The organism is Salinivibrio sp. IB574 (assembly GCF_001996205.1).
Taxonomy (GTDB): domain Bacteria; phylum Pseudomonadota; class Gammaproteobacteria; order Enterobacterales; family Vibrionaceae; genus Salinivibrio; species Salinivibrio proteolyticus.
On the sequence record NZ_MUFN01000034.1, the window covers coordinates 13916 to 31740 of the forward strand.

The 17825-nt window shown below is 50.9% G+C and carries 14 protein-coding genes; 5 read left to right on the forward strand and 9 right to left on the reverse strand.

What is annotated here, in order from left to right; genetic code table 11:
- Positions 1-6: 6 nt before the first annotated feature.
- From parE to nudF, 5 genes are all read right to left on the reverse strand, one after another.
- Positions 7-1899 carry a DNA topoisomerase IV subunit B gene (gene parE / locus BZJ17_RS14415; protein ID WP_077641176.1) on the reverse strand — a complete coding sequence of 631 codons (1893 nt, stop codon included), beginning with the start codon at positions 1897-1899 and terminating at the stop codon, positions 7-9.
- Between the two features lie 163 nt (positions 1900-2062).
- On the reverse strand, positions 2063-2641 hold the full coding sequence (gene yqiA / locus BZJ17_RS14420; RefSeq protein WP_069589251.1) for an esterase YqiA: 579 nt from the start codon (positions 2639-2641) through the stop codon (positions 2063-2065).
- Positions 2642-2645: 4 nt separating this feature from the next.
- Positions 2646-3470, reverse strand: a complete 825-nt coding sequence (gene cpdA / locus BZJ17_RS14425) for a 3',5'-cyclic-AMP phosphodiesterase (protein WP_077641167.1) — start codon at positions 3468-3470, stop codon at positions 2646-2648.
- A 22-nt stretch (positions 3471-3492) separates the two neighbouring features.
- Positions 3493-3939: a DUF1249 family protein gene (locus tag BZJ17_RS14430; RefSeq protein WP_108742936.1), complete on the reverse strand. Its 447-nt coding sequence runs from the start codon at positions 3937-3939 to the stop codon at positions 3493-3495.
- Positions 3940-3952: 13 nt separating this feature from the next.
- Entirely contained in the window at positions 3953-4591 is a 639-nt protein-coding gene (nudF, locus tag BZJ17_RS14435; protein WP_077641168.1) for an ADP-ribose diphosphatase, read from the reverse strand.
- Between the two features lie 231 nt (positions 4592-4822).
- On the opposite strand from nudF, the gene tolC reads away from it, so the two are divergent.
- Positions 4823-6136 carry an outer membrane channel protein TolC gene (gene tolC, locus BZJ17_RS14440; RefSeq protein WP_077641169.1) on the forward strand — a complete coding sequence of 438 codons (1314 nt, stop codon included), beginning with the start codon at positions 4823-4825 and terminating at the stop codon, positions 6134-6136.
- Positions 6137-6208: 72 nt separating this feature from the next.
- On the opposite strand, the gene hldE is transcribed toward tolC, so the two are convergent.
- Positions 6209-7636 (reverse strand): bifunctional D-glycero-beta-D-manno-heptose-7-phosphate kinase/D-glycero-beta-D-manno-heptose 1-phosphate adenylyltransferase HldE, encoded by a 1428-nt coding sequence (hldE, locus tag BZJ17_RS14445; RefSeq protein WP_077641170.1) that lies wholly within the window; start codon positions 7634-7636, stop codon positions 6209-6211.
- A 226-nt stretch (positions 7637-7862) separates the two neighbouring features.
- Here hldE and lpxL point away from each other — a divergent pair, with 226 nt between their 5' ends.
- Positions 7863-8783: an LpxL/LpxP family Kdo(2)-lipid IV(A) lauroyl/palmitoleoyl acyltransferase gene (lpxL, locus tag BZJ17_RS14450; protein ID WP_077641171.1), complete on the forward strand. Its 921-nt coding sequence runs from the start codon at positions 7863-7865 to the stop codon at positions 8781-8783.
- 36 nt (positions 8784-8819) lie between these two features.
- Here lpxL and glnE read toward each other — a convergent pair whose 3' ends face one another.
- From glnE to BZJ17_RS14465, 3 genes are all read right to left on the reverse strand, one after another.
- Positions 8820-11654 (reverse strand): bifunctional [glutamate--ammonia ligase]-adenylyl-L-tyrosine phosphorylase/[glutamate--ammonia-ligase] adenylyltransferase, encoded by a 2835-nt coding sequence (gene glnE / locus BZJ17_RS14455; protein ID WP_241836813.1) that lies wholly within the window; start codon positions 11652-11654, stop codon positions 8820-8822.
- 107 nt (positions 11655-11761) lie between these two features.
- Positions 11762-13363, reverse strand: coding sequence for a methyl-accepting chemotaxis protein (locus tag BZJ17_RS14460; RefSeq protein ID WP_077641173.1), 1602 nt, complete (start codon positions 13361-13363; stop codon positions 11762-11764).
- Between the two features lie 338 nt (positions 13364-13701).
- On the reverse strand, positions 13702-15225 hold the full coding sequence (locus BZJ17_RS14465) for an inorganic triphosphatase (protein WP_077641174.1): 1524 nt from the start codon (positions 15223-15225) through the stop codon (positions 13702-13704).
- A 222-nt stretch (positions 15226-15447) separates the two neighbouring features.
- Between BZJ17_RS14465 and BZJ17_RS14470 the strand changes: the two genes are divergently transcribed.
- From BZJ17_RS14470 to BZJ17_RS14480, 3 genes are all read left to right on the forward strand, one after another.
- Entirely contained in the window at positions 15448-16128 is a 681-nt protein-coding gene (locus BZJ17_RS14470; protein WP_069590816.1) for a TIGR00153 family protein, read from the forward strand.
- A gap of 28 nt (positions 16129-16156) precedes the next feature.
- Entirely contained in the window at positions 16157-17413 is a 1257-nt protein-coding gene (locus tag BZJ17_RS14475) for an inorganic phosphate transporter (protein ID WP_077641175.1), read from the forward strand.
- 128 nt (positions 17414-17541) lie between these two features.
- A partial coding sequence (locus BZJ17_RS14480) for a TIGR04211 family SH3 domain-containing protein (protein WP_108743830.1) occupies positions 17542-17825 on the forward strand: 284 nt, incomplete at its 3' end.

Below are 17825 nucleotides of genomic sequence, written 5' to 3' on the forward strand. Positions count from 1 at the left end.
ATTTGTTTAAATCTCGGTCAGCTCGGCCATGTCGCCTTTTTGCTGCAACCAGTTACGACGATCTTCTGCCCGTTTTTTACCTAGCAGCATGTCCATCATTAATTGGGTTTGCTCAGGATCATCAATCGTCAGTTGCACCAAACGGCGTGTATTTGGATCCATCGTGGTTTCACGCAGTTGCAAAGGGTTCATTTCCCCCAGCCCTTTAAAGCGCTGTACGTTGATTTTTCCGCGTTTATTACTTAATCGTTCAAGGATGCCTGCTTTCTCGTCTTCATCGAGGGCGTAAAAGACTTCTTTTCCGCAATCAATACGGTACAAAGGCGGCATCGCAACATACACGTGCCCTGCTTCGACTAGAGCACGGAAATGCTGCACAAACAACGCACATAACAGCGTCGCAATATGTAGACCATCAGAATCCGCATCGGCGAGAATGCAGACTTTATCGTAGCGCAATCCGGACAGATCACCGGAGTCGGGGTCTATCCCTAGCGCCACCGAAATATCATGCACCTCTTGGGAGGCGAGGACTTGGTCAGCTGATACTTCCCACGTATTAAGAATTTTACCGCGTAGCGGCATCACCGCCTGAAACTCACGATCACGAGCCTGTTTCGCTGAGCCGCCTGCCGAGTCACCCTCCACCAAAAAGAGTTCGGTGCGACTGGAATCTTGCATCGCGCAGTCTGTCAGCTTACCGGGCAACGCTGGTCCCGAGGCGACTTTTTTCCGTACCACCTTTTTCGCGGCGCGCATACGGCGATGGGCGCTGGCAATGCACACCTCAGCCAAACGTTCGGCCAAGTGAGGACGCTCGTTCAGCCACAAGCTAAAGGCATCTTTGACCACGCCAGACACAAAGGCCGCACATTGACGTGAGGACAAACGCTCTTTCGTTTGGCCGGCAAATTGCGGGTCTTGGATTTTCACTGACAAGACGTATGCACAGCGCTCCCAGATATCATCCGCGGTGAGCTTCACACCACGAGGCAATAGGTTGCGGAACTCGCAGAACTCGCGCATCGCTTCCAGCATACCTTGGCGCAAGCCATTGACATGGGTGCCACCTTGCGGCGTCGGAATCAAGTTAACATAGCTTTCAGTAGTTAATTCACCGCCTTCCGGTAACCAAATCACCGCCCAATCGACCGCTTCATTTTTGCCACTGAACTCACCGACAAAGGGGGTTTCAGGCAATAATTCAAAGCCCTTCACACTGTCGGCAAGATAGTCTTTTAGGCCCGCTTCATAGCACCAGCTAATGGCTTCATCGGTATTTTTATCGGTGAAATTGATGGTTAAGCCCGGGCAAAGGACAGCTTTGGCTTTTAATATGGTTTTTAAGCGTGACAGCGAGAATTTACCGGAATCGAAAAACTGACTGTCCGGCCAAAAGTGCACCCGCGTGCCACGGTTGCGTCGTCCGCACGTGCCTGTCACGGTCAAGTCTTGCACTTTGTCGCCGTTTTCGAAGGCGATGTCATAGACTTGCCCATCGCGCTTGACCGTGATCTCAACACGACGAGACAAGGCGTTAACCACAGAGATCCCGACCCCGTGCAAACCACCACTAAATTGATAGCTTTTGTTGGAGAACTTGCCGCCAGCGTGAAGCTTACAGAGGATCAGCTCAACCCCAGACACTCCTTCTTCTGGGTGAATATCTACAGGCATCCCACGGCCATCATCAATCACTTCTAATGATTGGTCGGCATGAAGGATCACATCGATTTTACTCGCGTGGCCGGCAAGGGCTTCATCGACACTGTTATCGATCACTTCTTGCCCTAAATGGTTAGGGCGACTGGTATCTGTGTACATACCCGGGCGTCGGCGCACTGGCTCGAGCCCGTTGAGGACTTCTATCGATCCTGCGTTATAACTTTGCTCTGTCATAATCGATTGGCTTAATAAATGTGATGACATGGTCAGCAAGGGGGCCTAGCTTGTCAAGCTCCGCCCCCTGTTACCGCGAGTTTATGTGAACTGCCATCCGCCTCGTACGCCGCCATGTTCAGACGAGACAAGGTTTGCCTAAGACGTTGGCAATAAAAGGAGGCTACAATCCAAGGAACTGGATAATGTCGGCGCAGTAGCGTTCAAAGCCAACAAAACTATGATCGCCCTCTGGCTCAACCGTTTGTCGACTGGCACTAAATTTCTCAACCGCTTGACGATAGTCGAGCACTTCATCCCCCATTTGCTGCAGCAGCCAAAATTGCGAAGGGTGCGTCAAGGTAGGCACATCCAGCGTGCGCAGCGCCAAAATATCGTCAGCATCGAGTTGATAGCGCTCATGGGTGTAAGGGTTCACCTGCTCGCCGATATAATCTTGCAATAACTCATATGGGCGTACCGCGGGATTGACCAACACCGCCGGTATATCATAGCGCTCACTGAGCCAAGTGGCGAGAAATCCTCCCAGTGAACTGCCAACGAGCCCCAGCTGATGGGTGGCACCATAGGTATCGACCAACTCAGTCAACAGGTTCACGGTGGGTTCTGGGTGGCTCGGCAGTTGCGGGACGAGCACCTGAATATCCGGACGCATTGTTTGACAATACGCCCGCATTTGTCGTGCTTTTAACGACTGCGGAGAACTATTAAAGCCATGGAGATAAAGCAGTGCTGAGGCCATTGGGTTAGTATCCACTGGAGTCAAAATCAGGACGGAACTGTTGCCCCGTCACACGCTCAACTTGGCTCTCAATCCGTCCATCACTGTGCAAATCTAACCAGCGCCAGCCGGGGTTTTGATTATCCAATGCAAAGTCATGCGAGTCCGGCATAAATTGGATACAGGTTGACGGCGATGCCATAACTTGTACACCTTGATGGCGAACATTCAGCGCTTGGTGAATGTGTCCACACACCACGGCTTTTGCCTGTGGGTGTGCCGCCATGATCTGCCAAAACCGCTCGCGGTTAACCAACTTGTGTTGATCGAGCCAAGTACTGCCGGCCTCTAGCGGATGATGATGCAATAACACCAGTGCATGGCGCTGCGGGTACTCACTTAAGTGCTGATCTAACAGGCGTAACTGTTCGCTAGATAATTCACCATGTGGCACGCCCGACACTTGGCTGTCGAGTAATATCATTTGCCAGTGCTCGCCAAGCAACACTTGTGAACAATGCGATAACGAGCCAGATTGCAATACCGAACGCATCTCGGGTTGAAAGTCATGGTTTCCCGGCAGCCAAAAACAGGGTTGCTGCCAACGCTGAATTCCATCTACAAAGCGGCGATAAGATAACGCTGAGTGATCTTGAGATAAATCGCCGGTCGCAATAATGGCGTCAAAGGTACGTTGTGTGGCGCTTATCGCATCAAGCACCGCATGATAACTATGCAGTGTATTAACACCCAGCAAACTGCCCTGTTCGTCCGCGAACAGGTGCGTGTCGGTGATTTGCAGGAGACGAATACAATCGCCGTTCGCGTTCTCAATCTGGCAAGGCTGCAACGTTGAAAATACCTTTGCTGGTTTAGTTTAACGATGATTTATACACGGAGTCTGAGGCGGTCACGCCGCGGCGCAAACAGTGCGCCAGCCAATCAGACAAAAATGCATTAACCTGATGTTTTTCATTGCGCTGATGCATGCGCGGATTCGGATAATCATAACGCGGTTTTAGCCGTGAAATCTGCTGCGTGGTACACACTTCAGCAACACGTGCATCATGGTATAGACGCACGGTTAGATTCGCGCGTAAGTAGTCGGGCGCTTGGCCTTTGCCGAGCTGGGCAATGTCCAGTAAGGTGGTGTAACGGGTTGACTCACGGACAACCAACGCATATTCCTGTCCTTGAATATCGTATCGACACACTTGCCCCACCTCGTCGCGTTTAGGCATTAAACGGACAAGTTTGGCGTAGTTAGTTTCATACAGGCGCATCATCGCCGGTAAGTCGACTCGATAATCTGTTTTCACACACACCTACTGTTTATTGATTGATTTGTTCATTATAGCTTTGACGTAACCGACTAGCATTGAGTTCCAACCATTGCAGCGCAATGATGGATGCCGCGTTTTCAATCTCGCCATCGACGACCTTTTGATACGCCTGTTGACGTGAGAATCGATGAACCAAGATATCTTCATTTTCGCTTGCCAATCCGTGTACGCCAGCCGCTTCAGACGCATCGACAATCGCCACAAAGACCTCTAATTGTTCCGAGCAGCCGCCGGAGCTGGATAAATAGCGAGTCACTCGCTCCATCTGCTGCAATAAAAGGCCGGCTTCTTCCCGTGCCTCGCGATGTGCCACTTGCTCGGGAGACTCTTGCTTATCCATCATGCCCGCAACAATCTCAAGCTGCCATGGCGAAGCCCCAGCTGCCATCGCACCGACACGAATTTGTTCTAGCATAACCACTTCGTCACGCACAGGGTCATAGGGAAGTACTGCCACCGCATGACCACGCTCAAACAACTCGCGAACCACGGTGCCACTCCAACCGCCTTTAAACAATCGGTGACGAAACTGATAGCGATGAATTGAGAAAAACCCTTGATAGCATGGTGAGATATCTTCAATCACAATGTCTTCACGGCCAAACTGACCGGGGGGATGGCTGGACATACTCGCTCCTTGCTATTTGTGGTGGCGGTGCAGTCTTATCATTGGCACGATTGCGCTGCAAACCTTAAACTTAACTTTTTTGATAAAAGTTACAACTATTTTTAAGTCCCAATCGCAAACTGGATAGTTTACACTCAGTGTCTTAACAAATTGTCAGTTTCACGCAAGCATAATTGCGGTAAGCTAGTCGTCGTATTCTTATTGAACAGCTCAAATTCAGGGATTCTACCTATGAAAAAATTGCTCCCTTTGGCATTAGGCTTGGCACTCGGCAGCCTAAGCTCCGTGGCTCTAGCCGACGATCTCGCCCAAATTTACCAACAAGCGAAGCAAAGTGATCCCACACTCAATCAAGCCGCCGCTGAACGTGACGCTGCGTTTTCAGCCGTGGATGCAACGCGCGGTACATTGCTACCCCAAATTGGGTTAAATGCCGGCTATTCGATTACCCGCAATGACAGCAACGATCAGCGTGACAGTAACACCACCAGCGCAGACATCAGTCTAAGCCAACAAATTTTTAAGCGTGATAGCTGGATCAACCTCGATATCAGCGAAATGCAAGCTCGTCAGCTAGATGCCGTTTACGCCGCGCAACAACAAGGCTTGATGCTGCGTGTCGCACAGGCCTACTTTGACGTACTCCGTGCCATGGACAAGCTGGAATTTGTCAAAGCAGAGAAAGCGGCGGTTGGCCGTCAGCTTGAGCAAACCAAACAACGTTTCGAAGTCGGGCTCTCCGCGATTACCGACGTACACGATGCACAAGCGCAATATGACGCAGTACTCGCCGACGAAATCTTGGCTCAGAATGCCCTCACCAATAGCTATGAAGGCTTGCGTGAGATCACTGGCGAAGCGCCACGTGATTTGCGCGTGTTAGATACCGCACGTTTTAGCGCGAGTAAACCTCAGCAGCAACCAACCGCGTTGGTTGAAACTGCCGAAGAGAAAAACTTGAAGCTGTTGGCAAGCCGTATTGCCCGTGATACTGCCAAAGAGCAAATCAAGCTAGCTGAGTCTGGCCATCTTCCGACCTTAACGTTTAGCGCTAAATACGGCATGACAGATGTCGACAACCAGCACAGTGATGCGTATTCAAGTGATACCAACGAAGGCAGTGCCGGACTCACCTTTAGTTTGCCACTGTTTACGGGCGGAAGCACCTCAGCGAATGTTGAGAAAGCGCAGTATAACTACGTTGCAGCCTCGGAAAGCTTGGAAGCCACGTTCCGTTCAACCGTTAAGGACGTTCGCGCCTTCTATAACGACATTAATGCTTCTATCGGTGCCTTGCGTGCCTATGAACAAACGGTCATTTCTGCGCGCTCAGCCCTTGAAGCGACAGAAGCTGGCTTTGAAGTGGGCACACGTACCATTGTGGATGTCCTTGACGCCACACGCCGCCTGTACGATGCCAACCGTAACCTGTCGAATGCGCGTTACGACTACATCTTAAGCCGCCTTCAGTTGCGTCAAGCCGTGGGGACACTTAGCGAGCAGGACTTGCTAGAAATCAACAAAGGCTTGATTGAAAAGCGCTAAGCCTTAGCCGCTAACTTTGATCTAAAAAGGTGCCCTCAGGCACCTTTTTTATTGACGGTTACTCGCTCGGTTTTATTGACCGCGACGAATTGACTCAATGATTTCAGTAGTGGAACAGCCGTCTTCAAAATTCAGCACTTTCACCTCGCCACCATTATCCATCACCGCCTCAGCACCCGCGATCTCATCAACCTGATAATCGCCGCCTTTGACCAATAGGTCTGGCAAGACAGCACCAATCAGGCGCGCAGGTGTTTCTTCACTAAAGGGCACCACCCAGTCGACCGCCCCCAAGCCAGCCAATACCGCCATACGTCGGTCCGTCGGGTTGACGGGACGTCCAGGCCCTTTCAAGGCTTGAACCGATGCGTCGGTATTCACCGCCACAATCAGACGATCTCCCAGTTTGGCGGCTTCATTCAGGTATGCCACATGGCCAGCATGTAAAATGTCAAAGCAGCCATTGGTCATCACCACTTTTTCACCGCGCCCTTTGGCGACTTTCACCGCCTCAATCAACTGCGCTTCTGTGGTAACACCAAACCCAGATTCGTGCGAGCCATGAATCGCTTCGGTCAACTCAATAGTAGATAAGGTAGAGGTACCGAGTTTACCGACCACTACACCAGCCGCCGCATTCGCCAGTGCGCAGGCCTCTTCGATGGGTTTGCCCGCTGCCAACGATGCCGCCAATACCGAAATCACAGTATCGCCGGCCCCGGTCACATCATAAACTTCTTTGGCCAGTGTCGGCAGATTCAGTGGGGCGACATCGGGGCGAAGTAGCGTCATACCGTGTTCACTGCGGGTCACCAATAATGCACCCAACTGATATTTTTCAATCAGCGCAACGCCTTTTTCGACCAAGTCTTCATCACTGTCTACCCGTCCAGCAACCGCTTCAAACTCAGCCATATTTGGGGTTAATAAGCTGGCACCGCGATAGCGCTCAAAATCAGTACCTTTCGGATCCACCAAGGTGGTTACACCGGCTTGCTTGGCCGCCTGAATCAAGGGTTGGACTTGCGACAGTGCACCTTTCGCGTAATCGGACAAAATCATGGCCTGACATTGCGGTAAAGCCGCTTCGACTTTTGCCAACATAGGAGCCACATCCACGCCATCAAATCCCTCTTCAAAATCAAGACGGATCAGCTGCTGATTGCGACTCATCACCCGCAACTTAGTAATCGTGGGGTGGGAATCGAGCGCGACAAAATCACACGCAACCTTGAGCGAGTGAAGTTTCTGCGTGAGCGCATCGGCTTGCTCATCCTTGCCTGTCAAACCAATGAGTTGGGTATGACCCCCTAACGCAGCGATGTTCATGGCAACGTTAGCTGCGCCACCGGGACGCTCTTCTGTTTGATTGATCTTCACTACAGGTACAGGTGCCTCAGGCGAAATTCGCCCCGTTGGGCCATACCAATAGCGATCAAGCATCACATCACCCACGACCAAGACTTGGGCTTGGCTGTAGTCAGGAAGGCTAAGTTTCATCTGGATCTCCGATACTGTCGTTACTGGGCGATAGTAGCACAGCCCCAATAAAAATGACCTATTGTCAGATGGCGCACCGTACAAAAAACACGCAAAAACATTTCGATACCGTCACAATGAGGCAGGTTCGCGCACGATTGTGGCGGGACAGCTTTTTAATTTTGCTCTACAATAGCGCAAGCCTCTCGGCCCCTTCTGGTTTTGGTTTTCATGAGTCATTAACGCTATGAGCGATTTTTCAGCGCCCACTTTTCGGATTGGGTTTGTTCACCCTCGGTATTGGCATACTTGGCTTGGTGTCGGATTCATGTATCTGGCAAGTTGGCTTCCTTATCGCGTCCAGTTTTATTTGGGCCGCGGTCTGGGTCGACTCATGTATACGCTGATGAAACGCCGCGTTGGCATCGCCGATCGTAACCTTGCGCTCTGCTTCCCAGAAATGACCCGCGCTGAGCGTGCCGCGATGGTCAAAGAAAATTTTGCGAATTCGGGCCTTGCCTTGTTCGAAACTGGGATGGCGTGGTTTTGGCCCAAGTGGCGAATCAACAAGCATGTCACCATTGAAGGGTTAGACACCCTGATTGATCTGGAAAAGCAAGGTAAAGGGGTATTGCTGATCGCCGTCCACTCACTCAATCTAGAAATCGGTGCACGTGGCCTTAGTGACCAAACACCTGGCGTTGGCGTTTACCGCCCCAATACTAACCCTGTCTATGACTGGTTCCAGTTTCGGGGCCGAATGAAACGTAACATTGGCGTAGATCGAAAAGACGTCAAGTCCATGATCCGCTACCTCAAAGAGGGGCACCGGATGTGGTACGCCCCCGACCATGACTATGGCCGACGCCGCTCAACCTTTGCGCCGCTCTTTGCGGTCGAAAAAGCCTGTACCACCACAGGGACGAGCTTGCTCGCCACTGCCGGTCATGCAACCGTGGTGCCTTTTTCCGTGATACGCCAACGACGCAATGGGCAGTATCACGTTAAGATAGAGGCGCCAATCAAACACTTTCCTAAAGACGCCCATGAAGCCGCCGTGGTTACCAACCAAGCGGTTGAGCGTTTAATTCTTCGCGCCCCAGAGCAATACATGTGGCTACACCGACGTTTTAAAACACGTCCCGAAGGTGAGCCTTCGTTGTATTGAGTTAAAAAAGGGCTGCTCGTGCGGCCCTTTTTGCTGCTACGGCTGACCTAACCACTGATGCCAAGCCTGTTCGACCACCTCTCTTTGCGTCACAAATTCGCTTTGAGGCACCACGCCTGATTCACCAGCAAGGTGGCTGCGATGAAGCGCATTACGCATACCGGTATACGCCTCTTTCAGTGCCAAAGCTTGTGATGTTGGCATCACCCCCGTATCTCCGGCTTGTTCAAAAATACGCGCATTATCGCTGTAGCGTGTTAAGGCCGGATACTGCTGGCTATGGCTTAACACCAAATACTGCGCCAGAAACTCAATATCCGTAATCCCACCTTTATCTTGCTTAATCGCAAACACGGCTGGGTCATGTCGGTGCGCGTGCTGGCGCATCTTCTCTCGCATCGACGAGACMTGCTCACGCAGTGTCTCTGACTCTCTTGGGATGGTAAGAATACGCTGACGAACCTCAGAAAATGCTCGGCTTAAAGACGGATCGCCATAGATCATCCGCGCACGCACTAGCGCCTGATGCTCCCAAGTCCACGCTTCATTTTGCTGGYAATCCGCATAGGCTTCTAAGGTACTGACCAACATTCCTGAGGTGCCCGAGGGACGCAGACGGGTATCAATTTCATATAACACCCCAGATGCCGTACGGGTTGAGAAAAGATGCACAATGCGTTGCGCCAGTCGTAAATAAAACTGACGGCCATCGATCACCTTGCGGCCATCGGTTTCTATATGGCTTGGACAGTCATGCAAAAACACCACATCCAAATCGGAGTTATAACCTAATTCCCAACCGCCAACTTTGCCATAGCCGACCACGGCAAAGCCGCGCCCTTCACGGTCAGTTAAATGCGTGGGCTGACCATATTTTTCGGTCATTTGGTACCACGCTTGATTCACCACCGCTTCCACAATCGCTTCGGCTAAATAGGTTAAGTGGTCACTCACTCGCATCACCGGCAATACCCCCGCAATATCAGCGGCGGCAATTTTCAGTAACTGGGTTTGCTTGAATTGACGCACCGCTTCCATTTGCTGTTCCATATCTTCAACCGGGATCCGCGCCAGATAATCCCCAAGTTCACTCCGATACGCGTCGGGCGCTAACGGTTGATAGAGATGGGTTAAATCCAATAGCTCATCCAACAGCATGGGGTAACGGGCAAGCTTTTCTGCAACCAAGGGACTCGCGGCACATAAGCGTAGGACTTGGTCAATGGCGCTAGGATGCTCGTCCAGAAGCTCAAGGTAGGTCGTGCGTGTCGCAATATTGACCAATAAGTGGGTAATATGCGGCAGTACACGTTCAGGATGAGGCTGCGCCAGTAATTTACTGAGTAATACTGGCATAAGGCGGTTTAGCACATCCCGACCTCTCGGACCCAAGGTCCGCTTTGCCAGCTCTTGCTTAAAGCTCAACAATTGATCCGCGATGTTGGTCTCCGGCACGCCAAGATCGGCCAAGATCAAATTCGCATTATCAGGATCCCGCGCCATCGCCCACAAGTCATGATATTCGCTATCAACGTCGGCATCGCCTTCTTGCTCATCATCCCCAATCAAGCCAGAAAATACCTGATGGACCGCATGCATATGCTGGTGAATTTTAGCGACCAAGGATGGCCAATCCGATTCATTTAACGCCGCACACAGACGTGCTCGATCAAGCTCCGTCTCAGGAAGCGTTTGGGTTTGTTTATCGTCAATCGCTTGCAGCAGGTTTTCTACCCGACGCAAGTAAAGGTACGCGGCCTTCAACTGCGCCACATCGTTAGCGGGTAATAATTCCAGCTCATCCAGCGCCGCCAAGGTCTCTAACAAGCCCCGCTGACGCAAACTCGGCTCTCGGCCCCCGCGGATCAGCTGAAAAGATTGGGCAATAAACTCAATTTCGCGAATACCGCCGGCGCCTAATTTAATATTGTCCGTCAAGCCGCGTCGACGGACCTCACGCTGAATTAACTGCTTCATACGACGCAGGGCTTGAATGGCACTAAAGTCGATATAGCGACGAAAGACAAACGGGCGCAACATCTGACGCAAGCTTTGATAGCAATCGTATTGCTCTTWGCCCATCACCCGCGCTTTGATCATCGCATAACGTTCCCAATCCCGACCTTGTTCTTGATAGTAATCTTCGAGCGCAGCAAAGCTCATGACCAAAGGACCACTATCGCCAAAGGGGCGCAAACGCATATCAACCCGATAGCAAAAGCCATCCACGGTCGGTTGGTCGAGCGCTTTAATCAAGCGTTGCCCTAATCGGGTAAAGAACTGCGCATTGGCGATACTGCGTCGCGCACCTTGCGTTTCGCCATTGTCGGGATAGGTAAAAATTAAATCGATGTCTGAGGAAAAGTTCAGCTCACCGCCCCCCAGTTTTCCCATACCAAGGATCAACATAGGTTGCGCCTCGCCTTCCGCATTTATTGGCGTGCCCCACGACTGAATGCAATGCGCATAAAGCCATTGATAGGCGGCCAGTATTTGCGCCTCAGCCAATGCCGATAGATGCTGCAAACTTTGTTCTACTGACCAATTACCTTGGATATCTTGCCAAGCAATCCACACCAGCTCTTGTTGGCGCACCTGACGTAACACGCGATGGAACGCGGCTTCATCGTCAACCGATTCAAGTGCTTGGGCTAATAAGGATGAGTACTGACTCGCGCGACATGGATCATCGCGATGTTGGTATAACCAGTCCAATAAACCGGCTTGCTGTAATAAGGCAGCCGCAATAAATTCACTGCATCCAAGCGCCCGCTCGAGTTGCTCGCGAGCACTATCTTGCCAGCGCGCCAATGCCTCTGCGCAGTGCGCTTCAAGCTGGGAGATATGATGATTGATGGTTGAGGCGAGCATATCAGGCAAAGCCATGGTGATTCCTTGTTGCGCTATCCTGCTTTGACATTAACAAAAAACGGCCCGCATGCGCAGCGGGCCGTTCCAGAGTGTGAAAAACGCGTCGATTAAATCTTGAATGCGCCAATTTTTTCATTAAGCGATTGGGCACTTTGCTCCACCATTTCTGCAGTTTCATGCAACTCGGTGACCACGGTCACAGAAGCTTGCACCAGCTCTTTCACGTTGGTGAGATTTTGGTTCATTTCACCCGCGACCGAAGCTTGTTGTTCTGACGACGAAGCAATTTGGAAATTCATATCATTGAGAGAACGGATCTGCGCCACGATTTGATCGAGTTCCCCGCCCGCTTGGCTGACCGAATCAACACTGCTATCAGCCTCACTCACACTACGCTCCATCAAGCTTACTGCTTGTTGTGCACTTTGCTGCAATTGGGTGATCATATCCTGAATTTCCACCGTCGCCTCTTGGGTATGTTGTGCCAACTTACGCACTTCATCGGCAACCACCGCAAATCCACGTCCGCTATCCCCAGCACGCGCCGCTTCTATTGCGGCATTGAGAGCCAGCAAATTGGTCTGCTCAGAAATCCCTTGAATAGTGACAACCACAGTGCCAATTTTTTCCACTTGCGATTCAACTTGGCTCACTACGTGTGATGACTGACTAATGTCACTCGACAGCTCGTTAATGGTGTTGATGGTCGTTCCCACATAGCGCTGACCACTCGCCGCCTGTTCATTCGACGCTTCAGTGGCTTTCGAGGCTTCACGCGTATGTTCAGCCACATTCTGCACCGTGGCACTCATCTCACTCATCGCTGAGGCAAGCTGATCGATTTCGGCAAACTGTTCCTGCGCAGATTCCTTGGTCTCCGCCATACTGATGGTCATAATCTCTGCTAATGATGACAACTCATCAGCGGCTTGACGCTGCGCATCAATCACATCCACCAGTTGTTGGCGAGACGTCTCAAGCTCACGCGCCAGATCACCAAATTCATCACGACTGTTCATCTCAATTGGCTCGCTTAAATCTCGCTGCGCCAAGGCCCGAATTCGATCGGTGAGGTAATTGATTTGCCGCAGCATAATATTGGAGCCACCCAGCAAAATGACCATAAAGGAGACAATCATCAGTGCCGTCTGCCAAGCTATTTGGATCATATAGTCGTGATAATACGACTGGGCTTCCGACGTTGGCTGCGAGGCAACAATCCACCAATCACTGCCGGCAACAGGTACCGCATAACCATGTCGTGCACCGTCATACACCGTATAGCTGAATGCGCTGGATTGATTGAGAAATAGGTCAGCCACGTCACTATCTTGGTGATCATCTGGCACGCGTAGCTCAGCGAATTTAGTCATTGAAGGATGTGCCCACACCTGACGCTTTTTATCATTCACCAAGTACAAATAGGCACCTTCACTGAACTCGGCATTCATACTCTCGACCGCTTCTCGCATCAGTCGCTCACCGTCAGGCTGCGCAATCAATGCCTGAGTCATAGCTGCGCTCGAGCGCGCCAGTTCTTGTGTCTGTTTGAGGGTAAAATCCACCACGGATTGACGGAATGTTTGTGCATCCCATAATTGCTTACCCACCAACAACACGGTGCTAAATACCATCAAAATAACCAGCTTGGGAACTAAACGCAGATTGGTCACTGGTTTTTCCCATGCATAGAAGCTATGTTTCGCCATAATCCTGCATACTCCATGCCCACATTAATGCTGACTCGCGACCCTACGAGGCGGGCGGTAATTATTTTCGACAATCCGTTATATCGGTAAATCCGGTGATGACTAAACCCTTGTTTACCTTATTTGTGATAACTGCCCGCATCCATATTCAATAATGATAAGTTAGTCAGTTCAACGGACATCCCAATGCCTCACCGCGCGGTTATATCTAACCAAAGAGAAATGCATTTTGATGTAGATTGCGTTTTCTTCCACTTCTATTAGGTAGTTATTCAATTTGCGATCGCACGCGCAGTACAAAAAAAAGCAGCTCATTGAGCTGCTTTAAAGGAAGGCATTTAATCTTGCCAATAGGGAGTAAGCGTCAGGCCTGTTTGGCGACTTTGCGTCATCGCATGCAATAAAGACTCTTCTTTACGCGCCAACCATTTTTCTGCTTGCTTCTTATCTTCGTCATCGTCCAACTCTGCCACCAGTTCACGCACAGGCTCGAGTAAACGCAGCTCTTCAATGCCTTGCAACATATCCAGCCAAGGCAGGCGGAACGCTTTGCGCCGGCTTTTATCAAACAAAGACGCGAGGCAGGTACCCAGTAACAAGTTGCGTTGCAGTCTTGGATACTGATCAAAATAGTCGTGCCGCGTCAGGGTTTTCGTCTCATCAAAAACCGCCAACAGCTCTTGCCAAGAATCAGGCAAGGCTTTATCGGCAAATTGTTGGATAGGCTGGGCAAGCTTTTCTTCCGCTTTGTCATCTAAGAAAGGCTGCCACCCTTTGGATAAAATCCACCGACTCAAATCCAACAGCAGGTTGCAGTAACGTGACGCATGGAGGAGCGCAACCACGTYTTCTCGCTCAGGCAAGGTTTCGTGCTTGTCTTTTAGCGCCTTAACCAAGGATTTGCGGGCATTAAGTTTGCGTAAATATTGCCCCTTATCTTCGCACAAACGTGCAATGGCAGTGGCATGGTCAAGCCAAGCTAACTCGCCTTCAAACCATTGCAGCTCTTGGCGCAAAAGGGTGCTAGCACGGCGAGGCACCACACTACCAAACAACGCAAGCGCTTGACGGATCAGTAATACCGCATAGCGAATTTCTTGCAGCGCATCGAGCGATTCTCGCTCAATGTAGATTTGCTCATGGTAATGCCAATGGCTGAGCGCATGCTCCAAAATACGGATCAGCGCTTTCTCTTGAGAGTCGTCATCACGTAACTTCACAATCGATAGTGCCGTGACCGGATCGCCTTGGTAACCCGTTGCTAAACGATAGCCACGCGCAGCCTTGCTTAAATTCCCAAGACGCACGCCGCCTTCATCAGCCAAGTTACGCGCCAGTGAGAACAACGCATCGGTTTGACCAGAAATCAACTCCAGTTCAACCTCAGAAATCACGTCTTTATCGCCCGCATCCGTCGACACTTCGCCTTGATCACAGGCCAGTTCGATCTGGCTGCCGTCTTCGGTCGCCAAAAGCCACTGACGGCGCACAAAATCAGTCGAAAATAGCGGCTGAAGTTGACTCGCAAGCGCTTGTATATCTAATCCATCGGGCCATGCTTCGACCGGGATCAAAGAAAGGTCCGGCTCAGGTCCGTTAAGCTCGGCGTTGTACTCTGGGCGTTGATGTAGCCCAGCGACCACCCGGCCCGCCGTTTTCAGCGTTTGAATATAAACGCCGTCAAAGCGGCGCACCCGCAAACCGATATCGTGTTTGCGTAGGGTAAAATCTGGCGTATCAAAGTAGATGTTTCCCAGCTCGCGCTGGCTCTGCTGTAGCTGCTTTACACCGACAATCTTATCGCGAATGCGGTGAGAGAAGTCAGAAGAGACAAAAAACTTGAGCTCTATCTCAGTGTCCATACGGGTACCTATAGCCAATTGCCAGACAAGGATATGAACAATTGATCCTGTCGGCAAGTACTGGAGTTATCAGGCTTGATCAGGCGCAATGAGGGTGAGATCACAAAAGCTGTTTCTTTAACCAATGTTCTGCGCTACCATTCGCCGCTCCGATATACCATCGTTGAACGTTTGGCCTCCATTTTGCCCTCTGGGCACGAGGCAACCAGGTAGATTACGGCTATGCCAGTAAATACAATTGTCGGGCTGTTTGCAAAAAGCCCAATTAAACCCTTACAACGCCATGTTAATCGTGTGAACGATTGCTGTGCGTTACTCATTCCTTTTTTTAACGCCTGTGAGCGTCAAGATTGGGAACAGGCTAACCAACTGCGTCAGCAAATTTCTGATATTGAGAAAGACGCAGATACACTGAAACGCAATATACGACTCAAACTTCCCCGCGGTCTCTTTATGCCTGTTGATCGGACAGACATGCTGGAGCTGCTCACCCAACAGGATAAGTTGGCAAACTTGGCAAAGGATATCGCTGGCCGCGTGATTGGCCGTCAGCTCCGTATGCCCCCCTCGATGAATGATGCCTTTATCGCCTACGTCCAGCGTTGTTTGGATGCAGCCGATCAAGCACGCCGTGTGATCAATGAACTGGAAGAGTTACTAGAAACTGGGTTCAAAGGCCGCGAAGTGACTTTGGTGGCAGAAATGATTCATCAGTTGGATGTGATTGAAGACGATACCGACTCCATGCAAATCCAACTTCGCCAAGCATTGATGGCTGTCGAACACGAATATAACCCGGTCGACGTCATGTTCTTGTACAAAATCCTTGAGTGGGTCGGTGAAATCGCCGATCAAGCGCAGCGTGTTGGCGCGCGCTTAGAGGTGATGCTTTCCCGTTCCTAACCGAGTGATGTAATAACAAGGTACTACAATGGAAATCCTGATGAATCACGGGACCATTTTAATTATGGTCGCCGCGGCTTTTGGTTTTTTAATGGCAATTGGTATCGGCGCCAACGACGTCGCCAATGCAATGGGCACGTCGGTCGGCTCTAAAGCGCTGACCGTGAAACAAGCCATTATTGTTGCCATGATTTTTGAATTTGCTGGCGCTTATCTTGCTGGCGGCGAGGTAACAGACACCATCCGAAAGGGGGTAATTGACACCGCACTCTACGCGGATCAACCGCTTGAGTTGGTGTTTGGTATGATGTCAGCCCTGCTGGCTGCTGGCACTTGGTTGCTCCTTGCCTCATACATGGGCTGGCCGGTCTCGACGACCCACTCTATTATTGGTGCCATTATTGGCTTTGCCTGCCTGTCCGTCGGTTCTGAGGCGGTGGATTGGCACACCGTACAAAGCATTGTGGGCAGTTGGATTATCACACCGCTCATCTCAGGCATCTTTGCCTACCTCATCTTCCTCAGTGCACAACGCCTTATCTTCGATACCGATCATCCGGTGCTAAACGCCAAACGCTTTGTTCCCATTTATATGTTTATCACCGCATTTATTATCGCGATGGTAACCATTAAAAAAGGCCTCAAACACGTTGGTCTTCACCTCTCCACCTTTGAAGCTGTCAGTGCGTCTATCGTGCTTTCTGCACTGATCATGTTCTATGGGGTGTACTATATTTCTCGTAAGTATCGCGGCGACGAGAATCAAGGCTTTCAAGGCGTTGAACGTATTTTCAGTTTGTTGATGGTCGTCACCGCCTGTGCAATGGCATTCGCTCATGGCTCTAATGATGTGGCTAACGCAATTGGTCCCCTATCAGCGATTGTGGCCACGGTACAAAACCTTGGTGAAGTCGCGGAAAAAGCACACATTGCTTGGTGGATTCTGCCTATGGGCGGCATCGGGATCGTAGTCGGTTTGGCTACGCTCGGACACCGCGTGATGGCCACCGTGGGATCAGGCATTACTGAGCTCACCCCAAGCCGTGGTTTTGCCGCACAACTAGCGACCGCAAGTACCGTGGTGCTGGCCTCAGGGACAGGGCTGCCTATCTCGACCACCCAAACCTTGGTGGGGGCGGTGCTCGGCGTCGGCTTTGCCCGTGGTATTGCCGCGCTCAATTTAGGCGTAGTGCGCAACATTGTCGCTTCTTGGCTTATCACGCTACCGGCTGGCGCCTTGCTAGCTGTGATCTTTTACCATGTGATGACCGCTGCATTTGCGTAAACTGAGCGAGTGATGTCAAATCACGGTCAAAAAAAGGGGAGCATGGCTCCCCTTTCCTTTTGGCCTATGGCACTATGCGCAACAAAGGCGATGTGTCCCATACTGAAAAAACGCAAAGGACCCCAGACGTGAAACACCTGTATTCTGCTCTTATGTTGCTGATTGTACTTGTGGCCCCCCGTGCAATGGCAGAAAACTATATTTCCGACGAATTGTTTACCTACATGCATTCTGGTCCAGGTACACAATATCGCATTATTGGTAGCGTCGATGCGGGCGATAAAATTACCGTATTAAGCCGCGACCGCGATGCAGGTTATACCCAAGTGGTTGATAGCCGTGGCCGTAAAGGCTGGGTAAAAAGTGATTACGTCACTACGCAACCGGGCTTAAAAGAGCGACTGCCTGCACT